Genomic DNA, 19,657 nt, shown 5'->3' with positions numbered 1-19,657 from the left:
TTGCCACACAACGCGAAGCCGCGAACAGCAGGCGATGATGGGCGCGGAACAGTTGGCGCGCCGCGCAAAGCCGCGCCTGGCCTCCGGCCCCCTCGAACCACGTTACCCGACGCCACCGACGATTCCGCCGCGTGCGGCGGGAACCTGTGGACAACCACGTCAGCTGTGGACAGCTCCGCCGGACTGTCGGTGCTCGCGCCTACGCTGGTGATCGGGGGCCGTGGCCGTCCCTGTCTGTGAACTGGGAAGGCCGCCCTCTTGTGAAGGCGGGTCTCGCGAGGGAACTATCAGTCAACGGGCGTATGCCGACCGTGAGGGCACCTCGACGGCGGGGTTCGGGCGGTGTGCGGCCGACAACTGAACATCAACCTCCAGCGCCGGCCACCGTGCCGGCGTCCCCTGCGGGAGGAACGCGTGAGACACACACGCCCGTCCATGGTGGTCGGGGCGCTTGCCGCCCTGACCCTTGTTCTGTCCACGACCGGAAGCGCGACGTCCGACCCCCAGGGCCGGGACTCCGCCGAGTACTTCATCGACGGCATCAGCACCGTCGCGGAACGCAACCAGATCGCCGCCACCGGCGCCGCCATCAACTCCTTCGAGCACGGGGCGTTGAACATCACCGCCACCGAAGAGGAGATCGCGGCGATCAAGGCGCTCGGGCTCAAACCCGAGAAGCAGGAGGGCCTCGCGCACACGCACGACCACGGCGACGTCACGCCGCTGGACTTCCCGCCCGCGGACTCGAACTACCACAACTACTCCGAGATGACGGCCGTCATCAACCAGGCCGTCGCGGACCACCCGAACATCCTCACCAAGACCGCCATCGGCAACTCCTACGAGGGCCGGCAGCAGGTCGCGCTGAAGATCTCGGACAACGCCGCCACCGACGAGAACGAGCCCGAGGTCCTCTTCACCGCGCACCAGCACGCGCGCGAGCACCTCACCGTCGAGATGGCGCTCTACATCCTCTCCGAGTTCACCGACAAGTACGGCACCGACAGCCGCGTCACCAACCTGGTCAACTCGCGGGAGATCTGGATCATCCCCGACCTCAACCCGGACGGCGGCGAGTGGGACATCCGTTCCGGCTCGTACGCGGGCTGGCGGAAGAACCGGCAGCCGAACTCCGGCAGCTCGAACGTCGGCACCGACCTGAACCGGAACTGGCCCTACCAGTGGGGCTGCTGTGGCGGGTCGTCCGGCAGCACGTCCAGTGAGACCTACCGCGGGCCGTCGGCCGGGTCGGCACCCGAGGTCCGCAACGTCATCAACTTCGTGAACAGCCGGGTCGTCGGCGGGGTCCAGCAGATCAAGACCAACATCGACTTCCACACGTTCAGCGAGCTGGTGCTCTGGCCGTACGGCTACACCTACAACAACACCGCCCCTGGCATGACCGCCCAGGACTACCAGGTGTTCTCCACGCTGGGCCGCCAGATGGCCTCGACCAACGGCTACACGCCGGAGCAGGCCTCGGACCTCTACATCACCGACGGCTCCATCGACGACTGGCTGTGGGGCGTCCACAAGATCTACGGGTACACGTTCGAGATGTACCCGTCGAGCGGCGGCATCAACGGCTTCTACCCGCCCGACGAGGTGATCAGCCGGGAGACCTCGCGCAACCGCAACGCGGTCCTGACGCTGCTCGACTACTCGGACTGCCCGCCGCGCATCATCGGCGCCACCTGCGACGGTTCCGAGCCGCCGCCGGCCGGGCCGACGTTCGAGAACGCCACCAACGTCACCATCCCGGACGCGGGCTCGGCGGTGACCAGCTCGATCGCGGTCACCGGCGTCACCGGCAACGCCCCGTCGGACCTGCAGGTGGCGGTCGACATCAAGCACACCTACCGCGGTGACCTGGTCATCGACCTGCTGGCGCCGGACGGCACCGCCTACCGGCTGAAGAACTCCTCGACCAGCGACTCCGCCGACAACGTGAACACCACCTACACGGTGAACGCGTCCAGCGAGGTCGCGAACGGCACGTGGCGGCTGCAGGTGCGCGACACCTACAGCGCCGACACCGGCTACATCGACCTGTGGCGTCTGACGTTCTGACCGGGAAAGGAAGCGGATGCGCTCCTGGAGAAGCAAGCTCGCTCTTGTGGTGGTGACCGCGGCCGCCGTGCTCGGCACGGCAGCCGGGCAGGCGGTGGCGGCACCACCACAGGATGACTTCCAGCCGAACGTCGTGGGCGGCACCCGTGCCGCCCAGGGCGAGTTCCCGTGGATGGTGCGCCTGTCGATGGGGTGCGGCGGGGCGATGTACACCCAGCAGTTGGTGCTGACCGCCGCGCACTGCGTGTCGGGTACCGGCCCCAACACCTCCATCACGGCCACGCTGGGTGTGGTCGACCTGCAGGACCCGGCACGGCTCACCCTGCGCTCGGACTACGTCTACCAGTCACCGGGCTACGAGAACCCGTCCGGTGACGACTGGGCGTTGATCCGGCTGGAGCGGGCGGTCGACGTCCCGACGCTCGCGGTCGCCACCAACGGCGACTTCGACAGCGGGACGTTCACCGTCGCGGGCTGGGGCGCGGCCACCGAGGGCGGCGCCCAGCAGCGGTACCTGCTGAAGGCCGACGTGCCGTTCATCGACGACACGCGGTGCGGCAGCGCGTACAGCGAGCTGGTGCCGGCGGAGGAGATCTGTTCCGGCGACTGGGACAACGGCGGCATCGACACCTGCCAGGGTGACTCGGGCGGCCCGATGTTCCGGCGCGACGACGCGGGCGAGTGGGTCCAGGTCGGGATCACGAGCTGGGGCTACGGCTGCGCACGCCCGGAGAACCCGGGCGTGTACACGCAGGCGAGCCACTTCGCGTCCGCCATCGCGGCGGCCGCGGCCGAGCTCGGCGAGGGCACCACGCCCGCGTGCGCGGCACAGGCGAACACGACGCGGGTGTCGATCCCGGACGCGGGCGCGGCCGTCACCAGCCCGGTGACGATCGCGGACTGCGCCGGCAACGCGTCGAACGCGACGCGGGTCGAGGTCCACATCACCCACCCGTACCGGGGTGACGTGGTGATCGACCTGGTCGCGCCGGACGGGACGAGCTACCGGCTGAAGGGCTCGAGCGGAGGCGACTCGGCGGACAACGTCGACACGACCTACACCGTCAACGCCTCGTCCGAGGCCGCGAACGGCACCTGGCAGCTGAGGGTGCAGGACAAGTTCCGGTCCGACACCGGCACGCTCGACAGCTGGAAGCTGTCCGTCTAGCCCGTTCGGTCAAGCGCTGAGGGCCGCCCCCGTGATCACCGGGGGTGGCCCTCAGCCGCGTGCGCGTGCAAGATACTCCAAGTTACTGTGAGGTAGCGTCGCTGGTGACGGCGGCGCACTCGTACCGAGGAGCAGACCATGCGCGAACTCGCTGTCCCCCAGCTCGCGGCCGTGCCCGACAGCGGTGGCCTGGCGGACGTCGTGTTCACCAACGCCGACGAGGCCCCCGACAGCGTCGTGTTCCGGCGCAAGGTCGGCGGCGCGTGGCGGGAGGTGACGGCCGCGCAGTTCCGCACCGAGGTCGTCGAGGTCGCGAAAGGCCTGATCGCGGAGGGTGTGCGGCCCGGCGACCGGATCGCGATCCTGTCGGCGAACTGCTACGAGTGGACGCTGTTCGACTTCGCCATCTGGGCCGCGGGCGCGGCCTCGGTGCCGATCTACGTCACCTCCTCCGCCGAGCAGATCGAGTGGATCATGTCCGACTCCGGCGCGGTCGGCGTCGTCGCCGAGAACGCCGAGCTGGCGCAGCGCGTCGACCAGGTCCGCGACAAGCTGGGCGCGCTCGAGCACGTGTGGCGCATCGACGACGAGGCCGTCGAGTCGCTCGTCGGGGCGGGCAGGGCGCTCGACGACTCGGCCGTCGAGGAGCGCCGCACGGCGGTCGAGGTCGACGACCTCGCCACCCTGATCTACACCTCCGGCACCACCGGCAGGCCCAAGGGCGTGACGCTCACGCACCGCAACCTGTTCGCGTCCTGCAACAACGCCGTCGAGTACCTCGCCGCGCTGTTCAAGGGCGACGGCACCGTGGACAGCCCGTCGACGCTGCTGTTCCTGCCGCTCGCGCACGTGTTCGGGCGGATGGTCGAGGTGGGCGCCGTGATCGCACGCGCGACGCTCGGCCACTGGGCGGACGTGAAGACGCTGACCGACAACCTGGCCGCGTTCAAGCCGACGTTCATCCTGTCCGTGCCGTACGTGCTGGAGAAGGTGTACAACGGCGCGCGGCAGAAGGCGCACGCGGGCGGCAAGGGCAAGATCTTCGACGCCGCCGCGGCCACCGCGATCGCGTGGAGCGAGGCGGACGGCAAGGCCGGGCTGGGTCTGAAGGTCAAGCACGCGGTGTTCGACAAGCTCGTGTACTCGAAGCTGCGGGCCGCGCTCGGCGGGCAGGTCAAGTACGCGATCTCCGGCGGCGCCGCGCTCGGGCTGCGGCTCACGCACTTCTTCCGCGGCGTCGGCATCACCGTGTACGAGGGCTACGGCCTCACCGAGTCGACCGCGGCGTCGTTCGTGAACTCGCCGTTCGGCGCGAAGCCGGGGACGGTCGGGCGGCCGCTGCCGGGCACGGCCGTGCGGATCACCGACGATCACGAGATCCAGCTGCGCGGCGATGGCGTGTTCACCAGGTACTGGCAGAACGAGACCGCGACGAGCGAGTCCATCGACGACGACGGCTGGTTCGCGACCGGTGACCTCGGCGAACTGGACGACGACGGCTTCCTGAAGATCACGGGACGCAAGAAGGAGATCCTGGTGACCAGCGGCGGCAAGAACGTCGCGCCGTCGGTGATCGAGGACCGGATCGCCGCGCACCCGCTCGTCGGTCAGGCACTGGTCGTCGGCGACGGCCAGAAGTACATCGCCGCGCTGATCACCATCGACCAGGACTACTTCGGCTACTGGAAGACCACGGCCGGTAAGGACGAGAAGGCGACGGTCGGCGACCTCGCCGAGGACAGCGACCTGAACGCGGAGATCCAGAAAGCCGTCGACGAGGGAAATCTCGCCGTGTCGAAAGCGGAGTCGGTGCGAAAGTTCCGGATTCTCGACACCGAGTTCAATCCGGAGAACGGCTACCTGACCCCGTCGCTGAAGCTCAAGCGAAACGTCATCATGAAGGACTTCTCGAACGAGGTCGACGCGCTCTACACCTGAGTTCTCGTGATCTCTTGAAGACTGGGGGGTTCTCGGTACAGTGCTCCCACCCGGCAGACCAGCGTGCCAGCTTGGAGGTCGACGGACATGGGGCGGCACTCCTCCGCGAAGTCTCGTGGATGGCGTGGCAGATCTCCCGTGATCGCACTGTGCGCACTGCTGGTGCTCGGCTTACTCGGGTGGTTCACGTTCGATTTCCTGTCCGACCGGTTGAGCACGACGAGTTGCGAAACCACTACGCGGCTCAACGTGACCGCGTCACCGGACATCGCACCGGTGATCGCGCGCACGGCCCGCGATCTGTCCACTGAGGACACCTGTTATTCGGTGCAGGTGTCCAACCGGGAGTCCGCCGCGACCGCCGAGTCGCTGGTGGTGTCGGACGGGACAGAGCAGCCGGACGTGTGGATCCCGGACTCGACGGTGTGGCTGCAGCGCGCCGAGGCCCGCGGCGCGTTCGCCTCGGCGGTCAGCGGCACGTCGATCGCGAGCTCGCCGGTCGTGCTGGGACTGACCGAGGACGTGGCGAAGCAGGTCGGCTGGCCCGGCAAGGCGCTGACGTGGGGTGACGCGCTGGGCGTTGGTGCACTGCAACTCGGCATGCCCGACCCGGCCCTCGAGCCGGTCGGCGTCTCCGTGCTGTACGGCGTGCACGCGCTGCTCAAGGCCGAGCCCGACCCGGCGGCGGCGATCACCACGCAGCTGCGGCGGCTGTCGCCGAACGCGCTGCCGTCGGTGAACGACCTGTTCGCCAGGCTGCCCGGCTCGGCGTCGGAAGAGACGCCGCTGGACGGGTTCTTCGTGTCGGAGGCGGCGGTGCTGCGCCAGAACGCGAAGCCGAACGCGGTGCCGATGGTGGCGGTGTACGCGCAGCCCGCGGTGCCCGCGCTGGACTACCCGTACGTCCTCCTGCCGGACCTGCCCGCGGAGAAACGGACCGCGGCCGAGAAGTTCCTGACCGTGCTCATGACACAGACGACCGCGGACGCGTTGTCGGACGCGGGTTTCCGCACGCCGGACGGCGAGATGCTGCGCAAGCGCGGCACCGAGGAACGCACGTCGTCGGCGAAGGCGACCCCCGCCGAGCTGCCCGCACCGGACGAAGTGGACCGGCTGCTGAACGAGTGGTCCGGCGTGAACCTCAGCGGTCGCGTGCAGGTGCTGCTGGACGTGTCTGGCTCGATGGCCGAACCGGTCCCCGGCACGGGCCGCAACCGGATGGCCGTGACGCTGCAGGCGGCGGAGCTGGGCATCGGCCTGATGAAGCCGACCACCAAGATCGGCGTCTGGCTGTTCTCGACCAACCTCGACGGCGACAAGGACTACAAGGAACTGCTGCCGGTGGCCCCGATCGCCGAGCAGGTCAGCTCGGGCGCGTTCGCGAAGCTGCGCCAGGTGCAGGCCCTGCAGAACGGCGCGACCGGCCTGTACGACAGCACGCTGGCGGCGTACCAGGCGTCGCGGCAGAACTTCGAACCCGGCCGGATCAACACGCTCATCGTGATGACCGACGGCCGCAACGAGGACGCGAACAGCATCAGCCGCGACCAGTTGCTGGCCGAGCTGGCGAAACTCCAGGACCTCGCGCGTCCCATCCGGATCGTCGGCATCGGCATCGGGCCGGACATCGACGTTGGTGAGCTGCAGGCCATCGCCGGCGCGACCGGTGGTCAGGCCTTCACCACCCCGGACCCGACCAAGATCGGTGACATCTTCTACGCGGCGCTGTCCCGCGTGCTGTGCCAGCCCCCGGCCTGCGAACCCGAACCGGGCGGCTGACGGGCTGGCCCGATACGAGCGGATGTCCAGGCCCCGTGCGGCATGATCGGGGCATGCGATGCGACGTGTGGTGGGCGCACCCGGCTGCCGAGACGGCGGCGCTCCTCGACCTCCTCGACGACATCGAGCGGACGCGGTACGGCAACTACCGCCGGGACGCCGACAAGCGGCGCTTCCTCACCGGCCGCGCGCTGATCCGCGGCGTGGCGGCCGCTGAGCTGGGCAAACAGCCGAGGGACATCACCATCGACAGCTCCTGCTTCGACTGCGGCAAGCCCCACGGCAAGCCGAAGGTCGAGGGCATCGAGGTGTCGATCTCGCACTCCGGGGACTGGGTCGCGCTCGCCGTCACCGACAACGCGCCGGTCGGGGTGGACGTCGAGGAGGTGCGGGACGCCGAGATCGACGGGCTTGCCGGGATCGCGTTCTCGCCAGCCGAGCTGGCCACCTTCGAGAGCGTTCCCCGTGCGGACCGCACGGGCGCCTTCTTCACCTACTGGTCCCGCAAGGAAGCCGTCGTCAAGGCCACCGGGAAGGGGATGACCGTGCCGATGAGCAAGCTGACGCTCACCGCGCACGACCAGCCGCCGCGGGTCGTCGCCTCCGACGCGGCCGAGGTCGACGTCGCGACCGTGCACATGGCGGACCTGACGCCGGGCGACGGGTACCGCGCCAGTGTCGCCGTGTTCGGCGGCGAGGCACCGGCCGTCACCGAACGCGACGCGGCCGACCTCATCGCGCGGCTAGCCGTCCAGGTGTAGGCCCATCGCGCGCAGCAGGGTCCGGAACTTCGCCGAGGTCTCCGTGACCTCCAGTTCCGGCACGGAGGCGGGCATGATGCCGGCGCCCGAGTACAGGGTCATGGTCGACGGGCCGGTGACCGGTTCGGTCAGCTCGCCGCAGCGGATGCCGACCACCCACTCGCCGTCGCCGTCGGCGTCGCACCAGCCGACGGCGCCCGCGTAGAACCCGCGGTCGAACGGCTCCAGTGCGGTGATCGTCGAGCGGGCCGCGGCGGCCGGGGTGCCACAGACGGCGGGGGTCGGGTGCAGTGCGCTCGCCAGCCGCAGTGACGTGATGCCCGGGTCGCGCAGCTCGCCCTCGATGCGGGTCGACAGGTGCCACACCGCGGTGGTCTTGACCAGCGACGGCTCGGCGGGCACGGCGAGGGTGCGGCAGAACGGGCGCAGCCCCTCGGCCACCGCCTCGACCACCACGCGGTGTTCGTCGCGGTCCTTCGCCGACGCCAGGAGCGACTCGCCGGCCGCGCGGTCTGCTTCGGGGTCCTGCTCGCGCGGGATCGACCCGGCGAGGGGGTTCGCGACGACGGTCATGCCGGTGCGGGACACCAGCATCTCCGGGGTCGCGCCAACGAGGGTGCGGCGGCCGGACGCGCACGGCAGGTCCACGGCGTACGTGAAGCCCGAGGCGTTGTCGGACACGAGGTTCGCGAGCAGCGTGCGCACGTCTACCGGGGCGGCCATGGTCAGCCGCAGCGATCGGGCCAGCACCACTTTGCGCAGCTCACCGGCGCGCAGGGAGTCGACGGCTGCGGCCACGGCCCGCGCGTAGCCGGCGCGGGAGGGCACCGGCTCGACGGACACGGCGGCGCCGACGGGCTCGCGGGGACTCGCGGGCAGCGGGCCCGACCAGCGGGCCGCCTCCGGCAGCACGATGTGGGGTGCCGCGTCGGTGTCGAACGGGAGCGCGCCCACCGCGACCGGGGTGTCGGAGTCGACCAGGAGCTTCGTGACCCGCTTGGCCAGCTCGTCCGGGTCGGGTTCGGTGACGATCTGTCGTTCGCCGGTCGCCAGCACCGCCCGGCGGGGGGACGTCAGCAGGAACGAGCCGGGGCGATAGTCCTCGATCACCCCACCATCATGCCCACCGAACCGGCCGCCAAACTCACTCGCGGGTAGGATTTTGAACACGTTCAGGGCCCGCGAGCAGTGCACCCGCGGGCCCTGAAGAGGCGTGTGTCAGTTCAGCGCGTCGATCAGCGCGGAGCGCTGGCGGTCGCCGAGGCCGGCGGCACGCCGGTCCGGGTCGATGCCGGTCTGCTCGAGCAGCGCGGCCACCTTGACGGCACCCAGGCCCGGCACCGCCTTCAGCAGCGCGGCGACCTTGGTCTTGCCGATGGTCTTGTCTTCCTTCGCCTTGCCAAGCACCGACGCGATGGTCCGCTCGCCGGACTTGATCGACGCCAACAGCTCGGAGCGCGCCTTGCGCGCCTCCGCCGCCTTGGCCAGCGCGTCTGCGCGCTGCTCTGGAGTCAACGTGGGCAGAGCCACCGTGGTGTTTCCTTCCTAATCCGACTGCTGGCGCGTCCCGCGCAGGCCGACGACCAGGTGAAACCTGGACCGCTCCCCCGCGGCGCCGCTGCCAGTAAACACATCTACGACCTGCAACATACGCGCGACACGCGAAGAGTTCGCGCCGAAACCGCAGGTAACCCACCTTCCGGGGGTCCGACACACAGCGTTACCCGTATTCACGAACGCTGTTCCGGCACTAATGTTCGGGCCAACGTACCCACCAGTACACGGGAGCTGAACAGCGATGTTGGGCACCATGCAGGACGGTCAACTGTCCATCGCGAACCTTCTTCGCCACGGCAGTCGCATCCACGGAGGCGCCGAGGTCGTCACCTGGACCGGGGCCGAGGCGCGCCGGAGCACGTTCGCCGAGGTCGGGCAGGAGGCGGCGCGGCTCGCGCACGCGCTGCGCGGTCTCGGCGTCACGTCCGACCAGCGCGTCGGCACCTTCATGTGGAACAACAACGAGCACCTCGTCGCCTACCTCGCGGTGCCCGCCATGGGTGCGGTCCTGCACACGCTCAACATCCGGCTGTTCCCCGAGCAGCTGACCTACGTCGCGAACCACGCCGAGGACCACGTGGTGCTGGTCGACGGCACGCTGGTGCCGCTGCTCGCGAAGGTCCTGCCGACGTTCGAGACGGTCAGGCACGTCGTGGTCGTCAACGGCGACCCGTCGTCGCTGCAGGCCCCCGAGGGGGTGACCGTGCACTCCTACGCCGAGCTGCTGGACGGGCAGCCCGACGAGTTCGAGTGGCCGGTCGTGGACGAGAACGCGGCCGCCGCGATGTGCTACACGTCCGGCACCACCGGCGACCCGAAGGGCGTCGTCTACACGCACCGGTCGATCTGGCTGCACTCGATGCAGGTCTGCATGACCGACTCGATGGCGTTGTCGCAGGCAGACCGGGCCCTGGTGATCGTCCCGCAGTTCCACGCGATGTCGTGGGGACTGCCCTACGCGGCGCTCATGGTGGGTGCGTCGCTGATCATGCCCGACCGGTTCCTGCAACCGGAGCCGCTGGCCGCGATGATCGCCGCGGAGAAGCCGACGATGGCCGGCGCGGTGCCGACGATCTGGCAGGGCCTGCTCGCGCTGCTGGACCAGAAACCGCAGGACCTGGCGCCGCTCGGGCGTGCTGTCGTCGGTGGTTCCGCGTGCCCGCCGTCGCTGATGGCGGCGTTCGACAAGCTCGGCGTCACGATCATCCACGCGTGGGGCATGACCGAGACCTCACCGCTCGGTTCGGTGTCCCGGCCGCCGGCCGGGCTGTCGCCGGAGGACGCGTGGGAGTACCGGATCCTGCAGGGCCGGTTCCCCGCGTCGGTGCGGGCGCGGCTGGTGGACGACGACGGCAACGAGTTGCCGTGGGACAACGAGGCCGTCGGTGAGCTGGAGTGCGCCGGCCCGTGGGTCGCGGCGGCGTACTACCGCGTCGAGCCTGGTCAGGAGGGCTCCGAGAAGTTCTCGCCGGACGGCTGGCTGCGCACCGGCGACGTCGGCGCGATCACCCCGGACGGCTTCCTGCGGTTGACCGACCGGTCGAAGGACATCATCAAGTCCGGTGGCGAGTGGATCTCGTCGGTGGACCTGGAGAACGCCGTGATGTCCCACCCGGCGGTCGCAGAGGCCGCGGTCATCGGCGTGCCGGACGAGAAGTGGTCCGAGCGGCCGCTGGTGGCGGTGGTGCTGCGCTCCGGGGAGAAGACCACGCCCGCCGAGCTGCAGTCGTTCCTGTCGGACAAGGTCGCGAAGTGGCAGCTGCCGGAGAACTGGACGTTCATCGACGAGGTGCCGAAGACGTCGGTCGGCAAGTTCGACAAGAAGCGCCTGCGGGCGGCGGCCGCGGACGGCTCGCTGGACATCGCACACCTGACATGACCACCATCGACCTGGGGAAACTCGTCCCGTTCGCGGCGCACCTCGGCATCGAGGTGCTCGCCGCGGACGCGGCCGAGGTACGCGGCAGGGTGGCGTGGTCCGAGCCGCTGTGCACCTCGGGCGGCGCCCTCAACGGCGGCGTGCTGATGGCGCTGGCGGACAACATCGGCGCCCTGTGCGCGTTCCTCAACCTGCCGTCCGGCGCGGAGGGCACGACGACGATCGAGTCGAAGACCAACTTCCTCCGTGCCGTGCGGTCGGGGTACGCGACCGCGATAGCCCGTCCGCTCCATGTCGGTCGGCGGATCATCGTAGTCGAATCCGACGTTGTGGATGACGAAAAACGGCTGGTGGCAAGGGTTACGCAGAGCCAAGCGGTGCTGTGATACCCCATACGGGGTAGGCCAAATGGTCGCCACCGACTGTCCGGGATGGGTATCGTCGGCCGCGTGCCGGAACCTCGTACACGGAAGTTGACCGCGACGTCGTACGTCGTGCTTGGCATGCTGAGCTACTCGCCTGCGACGAGCTACGACCTGAAGCAGTGGGTCGCCAACACGATCGGCAACTTCTGGGCCTTCGCACACTCCCAGCTGTACGACGAGCCGGCCCGCCTGGTGGCCGACGGGTACGTGGCGGAAGAGGTCGAGGAGGGCGGCCGCAGACGGCGCACCTACTCGATCCTGCCCCCGGGCCGCGAGGCACTGCGCGAATGGCTGTCGTCGCCGACGGTGGACCAGACCGAGGTGCGCGATCTCGGTCTGCTGAAGCTGTTCTTCCTGAACTTCGGCACGCGGAAGGACCTGCTGCAGCTGGCCAGGGACCGGCACGAGTCGCACCGCGAGCGCGCGGACGCGTACGAGGACCAGCGCACGGAGATCGTGGACTATGCGGACCGGTGGCAGGTCAAGACGATTGAGCTGGGGATCCGCTACGAGCGGTGCGTGGAGCAGTTCTGGTCGGACTTCCTGAAGGAACTGGAAGAGGAAGACCTGAGCTGACCCGGGCTCGACTCGACTGCACCCCGACACCTCACGAACCCACCGGCCACCGTCGTCGGAAAATCCGGCATAGCGGTCAAAGTCGACAAAACCGGCCCAACATGTGCCCATCCTGTGCACAACCCGCCCCGTCGGGCAATTGGCACCTGTTTACATGATCTAGGCTGCACAGGAAAATCATTCGCATGCGCGCACACTCGTCACGTCTTGGCACGGTTGCCGCCGGGCTTGGAGTCGCTCTCGTCATGTCGCTGTCCCCCGCGCCCGTGGCGGCCGCGCCGGCCACCGGTGCGCCGGTCGACTTCCGGCAGTGGCGGTCCATGTCCGACTTCCTCAGGGGCCAGTCCGAGGGGCTGCTCCCCACACCGGGCGGGCTGGTCATCGCCCGGCCGGTGGGTACCGTCGAGCACACCGAGCCCGATCTCGGCACGACCCGCACCTACGAGTTCGGCCGGTGGACGTCGCCGAAGTACCGGCAGGGCTTCGACGCCACCCAGCTCGTCGCCTCGTGGAACGCCAAGACCCCCAAGAACACCTGGCTCCAGGTCGAGATGCAGGGCACGACCAGCGCCGGCACCAAGAGCAGCTGGTACACGATGGCCCGCTGGGCGCTGGGTGACAGCGACGTCATCCGCACGACCGTGCCCGGCCAGGAGGACGCCGTCGGGTACGTCGACGTGGACACGTTCGTCGCCGAGCAGCCGATCTCGTCCTACCAGCTCCGCGTCACCCTCTACCGGGAACGGGGCACGCACAGCACGCCTCGGCTGGGCATGGTCGGGGCGATGACCTCGAACATCCCCGACCGGTTCACCGTCCCCGCCGGACCGTCGGCGGGCGCGTGGGGCACCGAGCTGCCGGTGCCGCGCTACTCGCAGAACACCCATGCCGGCGAGTACCCGGAGTACGGCGGTGGCGGCGAGGCGTGGTGCAGCCCGACCTCGACGGAGATGGTGATCGAGTACTGGGGCAAGAAGCCCAGCGACGAGGACCTGGACTGGGTCGACCCGAACCTCGCCGACCCGACGGTCCCGCACGCCGCCCGCTTCACCTACGACCACGACTACGACGGCACCGGCAACTGGCCGTTCAACACCGCCTACGCCGCCTCCTTCGGACTCAACGGGCACATCACCCGCCTGTCCTCGATCACCGACCTCGAGAAGTACATCAAGGCGGGCATCCCGGTGATCACCTCGCAGTCGTTCCTCGCGAGCGAGCTGGACGGCGCCGGCTACGGCACGGCGGGCCACATCATGGTTGTCGTCGGGTTCACCGAGAACGGCGACATCATCGCGAACGACCCCGCTTCCAGCAGCAACGAAGCCGTCCGGAATGTCTACAAGCGCGACCAGTTCGCGAACATCTGGCTGCGCACCAAGCGCCACAACGCGTCGGGCGGCATCTCCGGCGGTCCGGGTGGCGTGGCTTACATCATCGCGCCGCCGTGGAAGAAGCTGCCGCGCCTCTGACACGGTAGGGGCGTGAGCTTCGCCGACGAGGACTACCCGGCGGTGCCCTATCCGGGCCGCCGCCCACCGGTTTCCTACGTGCACGACGACGCCACCGGGTGGGAGCTGACCCCCGACCCGGTGGCGTCGTCGGGCTGGCGCGCCGACGGCCGGGACCTCGACGACTGGCTCGCGACACGGAACGCCGTACCGCTCCGCGAACGCGTGCCGGTGCTCTGTTACGGCTCGAACGCGTGCCCGTCGAAGATCACGTGGTTGCGGGACGCGCTGGGTCTCGACGGCCCGGCCGTGCTGTTCCGCGCGCGCTGCACGGATCTCGCCGCGGTCTGGGCGAGCGGGTTGCGCGTGGTCGACGACCAGCGGCCCGCGACGCTCGCCGCGCTGCCCGGCAACACCGAGGACCACGCGATCTGGTTCGCCACGCTCGACCAGGTCGCGGTGCTCGACCGGTGCGAGGGCCGAGGTGAGCGCTACCGTCTGGCCCGTGTGGACACCGGTGAGGTCCGGCTGACCAACGGGACGGTCGTCGATGGTCCACTCGCGTACGTCGCCGCCGCGCCGCGCCGCCTGCCGCTGCTGGCCGGCGGCGAACGCGGGAAACCCGTGCGCTGCCTGGACGTTCCGCAGTCCGGTGCCGCCGCCCTGGTCGGCACACCAGCGAGTACCGACGGGCTCACCGTGCGTGAGATCAACGGCCCGCCAGCGCCGGAAGACTTCCCCGGCCGCGTTTTCGTCTACGGCACGCTCCGCCCGGACGCGTCGGACTGGTGGCGGCTCGAGCCGCACGCGACCGGGAAACCGCATGCCACAGCACTTCCCGGCACCTTGTTCGACACCGGGCTCGGCTATCCCGCGCTACGACTGGGAGACGGGCCCGGCGTGTCCGGTTGGGCGGTGGACCTGGCACAACCCGCCAGCGCTCTGTCCATTTTGGACGAATACGAGGGTGACGAGTACTCGCGCGTGCGCGTTGCGTTACCAGGCGGGCGTTTGTGCTGGACGTACGTGTGGACCGGGCCAATCGCGGGATTGCGTATGCTAACGGCCCCGTGGGGTACCGCGGATCCGTCTCGGAGGTGAGGGCGTGGCCCGACATAGCCGACTCTGCGTGGTCGCCGCACTGGCGATCGTGGCGCTGAGCGGGTGCGGTGCCAGACCCGGCGCCGCCGGGGACACGTCACCCCGGTTGACCGCGACGACCACGACAACCTCGGCGACCTCGACGTCCCCGACGTCCCCGACGTCCCCGACGTCCGAGGCGCCACTCCCGTCGTCGGCGACCGGCGGCGAGTCGTCCCCGCCTGCCCAGGAGAACCGCTGCACGGCGGGAATGCTGGCCGGGACGGTCGAGCCGCAGAACGCGGCCGCGGGCAGCCGGTACGTGACCCTGGTGGTGCGCAACAAGAGTCAGCAGACGTGCACGCTGTGGGGTTACGGCAGCCTGGATCTGCTCGACGCGTCGAAGAACGTCCTGCCGACACAGGCGGAGCGCACGCTGGGACCAGTGCCGACGCTGGTGCGGCTGCGGCCGGGCGCCGCGGCGGGCAAGATCCTGCACTGGGGTGTCGTCGCGACCGGTGACGAGCCGGCGGACGGCCCGTGCCAGCCCGCCGCGTCGAGCATCAACGTGATCCCACCCGACGAGACCGCCCCGTTCGAGGTGGACTTCGAGTTCGGCCCGGTCTGCGACAGCGGCCGGATCGAGACCAGCGCGTACTTCCCCCGGTAACGATATTTGCCCGTTTCCCTGTTCACGCGCACGCCGAACAGGCAGGCTTGGACCATGAACACCGAGCCCGACCTCGCGTCACAGCAGACGGTGCGGCAACCGGTGCCCACCTATGCCGAGCCGATGACCGACGGACCGCCTGCCGACCCGCTCACGAAGATCATGATGACGCCGCGCACGTTCTTCACGGTCCTCGCGGTCGCGGCGCTGCTGCTGGGCCTGCTGCTCGCGTTGCTGCCCGTGCGGGTGGCGAACGCGGACGCGGCCGCTCCCGGCCACGTCTCGTGCGGCAACACGATCGGCGGCGTCGAGACCGGCCCACTGGCCACGCGGCTGGACGGGCCGGACGAGGACGTGCTCGCCACGTACGTCGGCACGTGTGAGAGCGCGATCGCGACGCGCCTCGCGTACTCGTGGCCGATGTTCTTCGCGGGCGCGCTCGCGATCGTGTGGTCGGGTGTGGTGCGCAGGCCTACCGGATCAGTTTCCCGGGATTGAGCACGCCGTCGGGGTCGAGCGTCTGCTTGACCCCGGCCAGCACGTCGATCCCGAGGTCGCCGATCTCCCTGCCCAGGTACGGCGCGTGGTCGACGCCGACCGCGTGGTGGTGCGAGATGGTCCCGAGTGCACTGTCCGAAATGGCCGCGCACGCGGCCGCTTTCACGCGCTGCCACTGACCTTCCGGGTCGTCGTGGTCGCGCGGCACGATCGTCGTGAAGTACAGCGACGCGCCGGTCTCGTAGGCGTGCGAGATGTGGCACGCGACGATCGGCGTGCGGCCGGGCGCGGACAGCGACCCGATCAGCGCGGCCCGCACCTCCGTGCGCAGCGTGGCCAAAGTGGACCAGTAGGTGGCGGTCTCGAGCGTCTCGACGCAGACTCCGTTGTCCATCAACGCGTCCCGCTGCCGGGGACCGCCGAACCGGCCGTGCCGCCACGACTCCCCCGCCGCGGTGCCGAGCGACACCGGCCGCAGCCTGCGCAGCACCCGCATCGTGGCACGGCGGCGCAGCGCGAGTTCCTCGGTCGAGGTGCACTCCCAGCCCAGGATCAGCAGGCAGGGCTCGAGAACTCCCCGTGCCCGCACGTACTTCCGCACGAGCGCGGTCTTCCAGCCACCTGACAACGCGAGCGCGACGTCGGTCTCGTGCGGGTCGGACAGGCGGGTGACGTCCGCGAGCACGCGTGCCTGCGCCAGCTCACGCACCGCGGTGGCACCAGCGTCCCAGCCGTCGAGCACGAAACCCTCGTAGCGGCGCACGGTCGGCAGCTCCCGCACCCGCACGGTCACCTCGGTGATCACGCCGAACGCGCCCTCGCTGCCGACGACCAGCTGACGCAGGTCAGGTCCGGCCGCCGACGCGGGCGCCACGCCGAGGCGCCACTCGCCGCGCGGGGTCGCGACACGCACGCCCTCGACCATGTCCTCGAACCGCCCGTAGCCGGACGACGCCTGACCGGACGAGCGGGTGGCGGCGAAGCCGCCGATGGTGGCGCGCTCGAAGGACTGCGGCACGTGGCCGAGCGTCAGCCCGTGCGCGGCGAGCAGCCGCTCCGCCTCGGGGGCCACCACCCCGGCCTGGAACACGGCGAGCCGCGACACCGGGTCCACCGACACGAGCCTGTCGAGCCGCACCAGGTCCAGCACCACGACCGCGGCCTTGTCACCGCGCAGCGCGGCGACCCCGCCGACGACCGACGTGCCGCCGCCGAACGGCACGAGCCCGATCCCGTTGGCCGCGCACACCTCGACGACCTGCTGCACCTCGGCCGGGTCCGCGGGCACGACGACCGCGTCCGGCACCGCGATCTCCCCGGTTCCCCTGTGCCGCAGGAGGTCCAAATAGGACAGTCCGCCGGAGCGGCCGAGCCGGTCGTCCCGGCCGGTCAGCACGTGCCGCTCCCCGACCACCTGGGTCAGCGCCTTGTACGCCTGCTCGGGCAGCGCGGACTCCGGCACGGTGAGGGTGGAGTCCGGGGCAACGGGCGTAGGACTCGCGTCAAGACCTGTCCGCGACGCTAGCCAGCGGGTGGCATGAGGGGGCAGGATGGCGTCCTGCCCGCCGTCCGGCGTCCACCCACGACGAACAAGGTGGTCACTGTTGTTGGTCACGGGTATAGTGTGACACATGACGTCCATCCGTCACACAACGTCACCCAACCGCGTCGCGGACGACCTGTTGCTCGACGCGGCCATGGAGTGCGTGCTCGCGGTCGGCGTACGCCGGACCACGCTGAGCGATGTCGCGAGAACAGCGGGCGTCAGCCGGATGACCCTGTACCGCCGGTTCCCCGACGTGCGCGGCATGCTGTCCTCGCTGATCACCCGTGAGTTCGGCAAGATCCTGGCGGCCGCGAACGAGGCCGCGCGCGAGGAGGCGACCGCCAGGGGGCAGCTCGTGGTCGCGTCAGTGCACACGATCCGCGCGCTGGCCGTGAACCCGCTGATGCACGCGGTGATCGAACGCGACGCCGAGCTGCTGCTGCCCTACATCATGGAACGCATCGGCACGAGCCAGCGCATGACCGAGGACTACCTGCGCGCGCAGCTCGCCGCCGGGCAGGCGGACGGGTCGATCCGCACGGCCGACCCGGCGATCCAGGCCCGCACGATCTTCCTGCTGCTCCAGCCGTACGCGTTCGCGATCCGCCCGTCGACCTCCGATATCGAGCTGGAGGACCTGCTGACCGAGCTGGGCAGGCTGCTCGACGTCGCACTGCGTCCATGAACAGCGCGTCCATGAACAGCACGCCCATGAACAGCGCGTCCAGGACCGTGAGCACCGCGCTCAACGCCGAACGGCGGGACGAGGACCTGGCCGCGCTCGCGGCGGGCGAGGTGGTCGACGTGCTCGTGGTCGGCGGCGGCGTCACCGGCGCGGGCATCGCGCTGGACGCGGCCGCGCGCGGGCTGTCGGTGGCACTGCTGGAGGCGCACGACCTGGCGTTCGGCACCTCGCGGTGGTCGAGCAAGCTGGTGCACGGTGGGCTGCGGTACCTCGCGAAGGGCGACGTGGCGCTCGCGCACGAGAGCGCGGTCGAGCGCGGCATCCTCATGACGTCGACCGCGCCACACCTGTCGCGGTCGTTGCCGCAGCTGATCCCCTTGCAGCGCACGGTTTCCCGGGGCAGCGCGGCATTCATGGCGGCCGGGCTGCGGGCGGGGGACGCGTTGCGGCGGGCCGCGCGCACGCCGTCGACACTGCTGCCGCCGCCGCGCAAGGTCTCGGCGCCGGAAGCACTCGCGCTGGCACCCGGGCTGCGCGGCGGTGACCTGCGCGGCGGGTTGCTGTCGTTCGACGGGCAGCTCACCGACGACGCGCGGCTCGTGGTCGCGCTGGCGCGGACCGCGGCGGGGCTGGGCGCGAAGATACTGACGCGCGCGCCGGTGACCGCGCTGACCGGCACGTCGGCCGAGGTGCGCGACGGGTCGCGGCTGATCGAGGTGCGGGCGCGGACGGTGGTCAACGCGACCGGCGTGTGGGCGGGCAAGCTGGTGCCGTCGGTGCGGTTGCGGCCGTCGCTCGGCACGCACCTGGTGGTGTCGGCGGCGGCGGCCGGACTCGGCGGTGCCGCGCTGACGGTACCGATCGCGGGGTCGCACTCGCGGTTCGCGCTGCTGCTGCCGCAGACGGATGGCCTGGTGTACCTGGGTTTGACGGACGAGCCGTTCGACGGCGACATCCCGGACGAGCCGGTGGCCCCGGAGTCCGATGTGGACTTTCTGCTGGACGTGGCGTCGTCGGTGCTGGCGCGGCCGCTGACGAAGGGCGACGTGCTCGGCAGCTACGCGGGACTGCGGCCGCTGCTCGACGCGCCGGGCCGCAGCGCCGACCTGTCCCGCAAGCACGCGGTGCTGACCTCACCGGAAGGCGTGCTGACGATCGTGGGCGGCAAGTTGACGACGTACCGCCGCATGGCTGAGCACGCGGTCGACGCGGCGGTTTCACACGGGGGCCTGACGGCGGGCCCGTCGACCACGCGACGACTTCCCCTGGTCGGCGCGGCTCCACGCACTCTGCTGTCCACAGTGGACGCTCCGGCGCGGCTGGTGGCCAAGTACGGCACCGAAGCCGAGGCGGTCGCCGCGCTCGACCCGGCACCGGTGGCCCCGGACCTGCCGATCACGGCGGGCGAGGTCGAATGGGCGGTGCGCATGGAAGGCGCCATGGACGCCGACGACGTCCTGCACCGGCGCACCCGCCTCGGCCTGGTTCCCGCCCACTCGGCGGCCGCGCGGGAACGGGTCGCGGAGCTCGTGAACGCGAACGGGCCGGCCCGTCGTGGGCCGGCCCGTTCGTGA

At 70.3% G+C, this 19,657-nt stretch carries 17 protein-coding genes and 1 pseudogene; 15 read left to right on the top strand and 3 right to left on the bottom strand.

Features of this window, described 5'->3' with window-relative positions:
- Positions 1–414 precede the first annotated feature (414 nt).
- The 6 genes and pseudogenes from FHR82_RS43535 (at position 415) to FHR82_RS43515 (ending at position 7,716) form a co-directional block, all read left to right on the top strand.
- Positions 415–2,070, top strand: coding sequence for a M14 family metallopeptidase (locus FHR82_RS43535; protein ID WP_311771577.1), 1,656 nt, complete (start codon positions 415–417; stop codon positions 2,068–2,070).
- Positions 2,071–2,086: 16 nt separating this feature from the next.
- A pseudogene (locus FHR82_RS43530) lies at positions 2,087–2,869 on the top strand (S1 family peptidase); the annotation flags it as partial.
- A gap of 48 nt (positions 2,870–2,917) precedes the next feature.
- Positions 2,918–3,238 (top strand): proprotein convertase P-domain-containing protein, encoded by a 321-nt coding sequence (locus FHR82_RS48220; protein WP_376706500.1) that lies wholly within the window; start codon positions 2,918–2,920, stop codon positions 3,236–3,238.
- A gap of 138 nt (positions 3,239–3,376) precedes the next feature.
- Positions 3,377–5,176 (top strand): AMP-dependent synthetase/ligase, encoded by a 1,800-nt coding sequence (locus FHR82_RS43525; protein WP_184816567.1) that lies wholly within the window; start codon positions 3,377–3,379, stop codon positions 5,174–5,176.
- Positions 5,177–5,314: 138 nt separating this feature from the next.
- Positions 5,315–6,955 (top strand): substrate-binding and VWA domain-containing protein, encoded by a 1,641-nt coding sequence (locus FHR82_RS43520; protein ID WP_311771576.1) that lies wholly within the window; start codon positions 5,315–5,317, stop codon positions 6,953–6,955.
- A 53-nt stretch (positions 6,956–7,008) separates the two neighbouring features.
- Positions 7,009–7,716 carry a 4'-phosphopantetheinyl transferase family protein gene (locus FHR82_RS43515; protein WP_184816565.1) on the top strand — a complete coding sequence of 236 codons (708 nt, stop codon included), beginning with the start codon at positions 7,009–7,011 and terminating at the stop codon, positions 7,714–7,716.
- Here the strand turns inward: FHR82_RS43515 and FHR82_RS43510 are convergent.
- Both FHR82_RS43510 and mihF read right to left on the bottom strand, forming a co-directional pair.
- On the bottom strand, positions 7,699–8,826 hold the full coding sequence (locus FHR82_RS43510) for an isochorismate synthase (protein WP_311771575.1): 1,128 nt from the start codon (positions 8,824–8,826) through the stop codon (positions 7,699–7,701). The two genes, FHR82_RS43515 and FHR82_RS43510, sit on opposite strands and share 18 nt — an antisense overlap.
- A 108-nt stretch (positions 8,827–8,934) precedes the next feature.
- The gene (gene mihF, locus FHR82_RS43505; RefSeq protein ID WP_184816564.1) at positions 8,935–9,246 is read right to left on the bottom strand and encodes an integration host factor, actinobacterial type; all 312 of its coding nucleotides are present in this window, start codon (positions 9,244–9,246) and stop codon (positions 8,935–8,937) included.
- Between the two features lie 268 nt (positions 9,247–9,514).
- On the opposite strand from mihF, the gene FHR82_RS43500 reads away from it, so the two are divergent.
- The 7 genes from FHR82_RS43500 to FHR82_RS43470 all read left to right on the top strand — a co-directional run bounded on the left by FHR82_RS43500 (position 9,515) and on the right by FHR82_RS43470 (position 15,852).
- A complete protein-coding gene (locus tag FHR82_RS43500) occupies positions 9,515–11,152 on the top strand; it encodes a long-chain fatty acid--CoA ligase (protein WP_184816563.1) in 1,638 nt (545 codons plus the stop codon).
- A complete protein-coding gene (locus FHR82_RS43495) occupies positions 11,149–11,538 on the top strand; it encodes a PaaI family thioesterase (protein ID WP_184816562.1) in 390 nt (129 codons plus the stop codon). Before FHR82_RS43500 ends, FHR82_RS43495 begins: the two co-directional genes overlap by 4 nt.
- Positions 11,539–11,601: 63 nt before the next feature.
- Positions 11,602–12,153 (top strand): PadR family transcriptional regulator, encoded by a 552-nt coding sequence (locus FHR82_RS43490; protein ID WP_184816561.1) that lies wholly within the window; start codon positions 11,602–11,604, stop codon positions 12,151–12,153.
- A 245-nt stretch (positions 12,154–12,398) separates the two neighbouring features.
- Positions 12,399–13,625, top strand: coding sequence for a C39 family peptidase (locus FHR82_RS43485; RefSeq protein WP_184816560.1), 1,227 nt, complete (start codon positions 12,399–12,401; stop codon positions 13,623–13,625).
- 12 nt (positions 13,626–13,637) lie between these two features.
- On the top strand, positions 13,638–14,705 hold the full coding sequence (locus FHR82_RS47870) for a gamma-glutamylcyclotransferase family protein (RefSeq protein WP_184816559.1): 1,068 nt from the start codon (positions 13,638–13,640) through the stop codon (positions 14,703–14,705).
- 4 nt (positions 14,706–14,709) lie between these two features.
- Entirely contained in the window at positions 14,710–15,354 is a 645-nt protein-coding gene (locus tag FHR82_RS47865) for a DUF4232 domain-containing protein (protein ID WP_184816558.1), read from the top strand.
- Between the two features lie 54 nt (positions 15,355–15,408).
- Positions 15,409–15,852 carry a hypothetical protein gene (locus tag FHR82_RS43470; RefSeq protein WP_184816557.1) on the top strand — a complete coding sequence of 148 codons (444 nt, stop codon included), beginning with the start codon at positions 15,409–15,411 and terminating at the stop codon, positions 15,850–15,852.
- Here the strand turns inward: FHR82_RS43470 and FHR82_RS43465 are convergent.
- Positions 15,827–17,467: an FAD-binding oxidoreductase gene (locus tag FHR82_RS43465; protein ID WP_311771574.1), complete on the bottom strand. Its 1,641-nt coding sequence runs from the start codon at positions 17,465–17,467 to the stop codon at positions 15,827–15,829. The two genes, FHR82_RS43470 and FHR82_RS43465, sit on opposite strands and share 26 nt — an antisense overlap.
- A 16-nt stretch (positions 17,468–17,483) precedes the next feature.
- Between FHR82_RS43465 and FHR82_RS43460 the strand changes: the two genes are divergently transcribed.
- Both FHR82_RS43460 and FHR82_RS43455 read left to right on the top strand, forming a co-directional pair.
- Positions 17,484–18,083, top strand: a complete 600-nt coding sequence (locus FHR82_RS43460; protein ID WP_184816555.1) for a TetR/AcrR family transcriptional regulator — start codon at positions 17,484–17,486, stop codon at positions 18,081–18,083.
- Complete coding sequence (locus FHR82_RS43455; protein ID WP_225944051.1) at positions 18,080–19,657, top strand: glycerol-3-phosphate dehydrogenase/oxidase; 1,578 nt, start codon at positions 18,080–18,082, stop codon at positions 19,655–19,657. The genes FHR82_RS43460 and FHR82_RS43455 overlap by 4 nt, the downstream gene beginning before the upstream one ends.

It is taken from the genome of Actinophytocola algeriensis (genome assembly GCF_014203735.1).
GTDB classification, from domain to species: Bacteria; Actinomycetota; Actinomycetes; order Mycobacteriales; family Pseudonocardiaceae; genus Actinophytocola; species Actinophytocola algeriensis.
The sequence above is the reverse complement of the archived record's forward strand: the minus strand, read 5'-3'. Positions and strand labels throughout refer to the sequence as shown.

Bases quoted from the DNA above. Each gene is read 5' to 3' on its own strand.
- FHR82_RS43525 (WP_184816567.1), top strand. From the start codon at position 3,377: ATGCGCGAACTCGCTGTCCCCCAGCTCGCGGCCGTGCCCGACAGCGGT.
- FHR82_RS43515 (WP_184816565.1), top strand. From the start codon at position 7,009: ATGCGATGCGACGTGTGGTGGGCGCACCCGGCTGCCGAGACGGCGGCG.
- FHR82_RS43500 (WP_184816563.1), top strand. From the start codon at position 9,515: ATGTTGGGCACCATGCAGGACGGTCAACTGTCCATCGCGAACCTTCTT.
- FHR82_RS43495 (WP_184816562.1), top strand. From the start codon at position 11,149: ATGACCACCATCGACCTGGGGAAACTCGTCCCGTTCGCGGCGCACCTC.
- FHR82_RS43485 (WP_184816560.1), top strand. From the start codon at position 12,399: ATGTCGCTGTCCCCCGCGCCCGTGGCGGCCGCGCCGGCCACCGGTGCG.
- FHR82_RS43470 (WP_184816557.1), top strand. From the start codon at position 15,409: ATGAACACCGAGCCCGACCTCGCGTCACAGCAGACGGTGCGGCAACCG.
- FHR82_RS43460 (WP_184816555.1), top strand. From the start codon at position 17,484: ATGACGTCCATCCGTCACACAACGTCACCCAACCGCGTCGCGGACGAC.
- FHR82_RS43455 (WP_225944051.1), top strand. From the start codon at position 18,080: ATGAACAGCGCGTCCATGAACAGCACGCCCATGAACAGCGCGTCCAGG.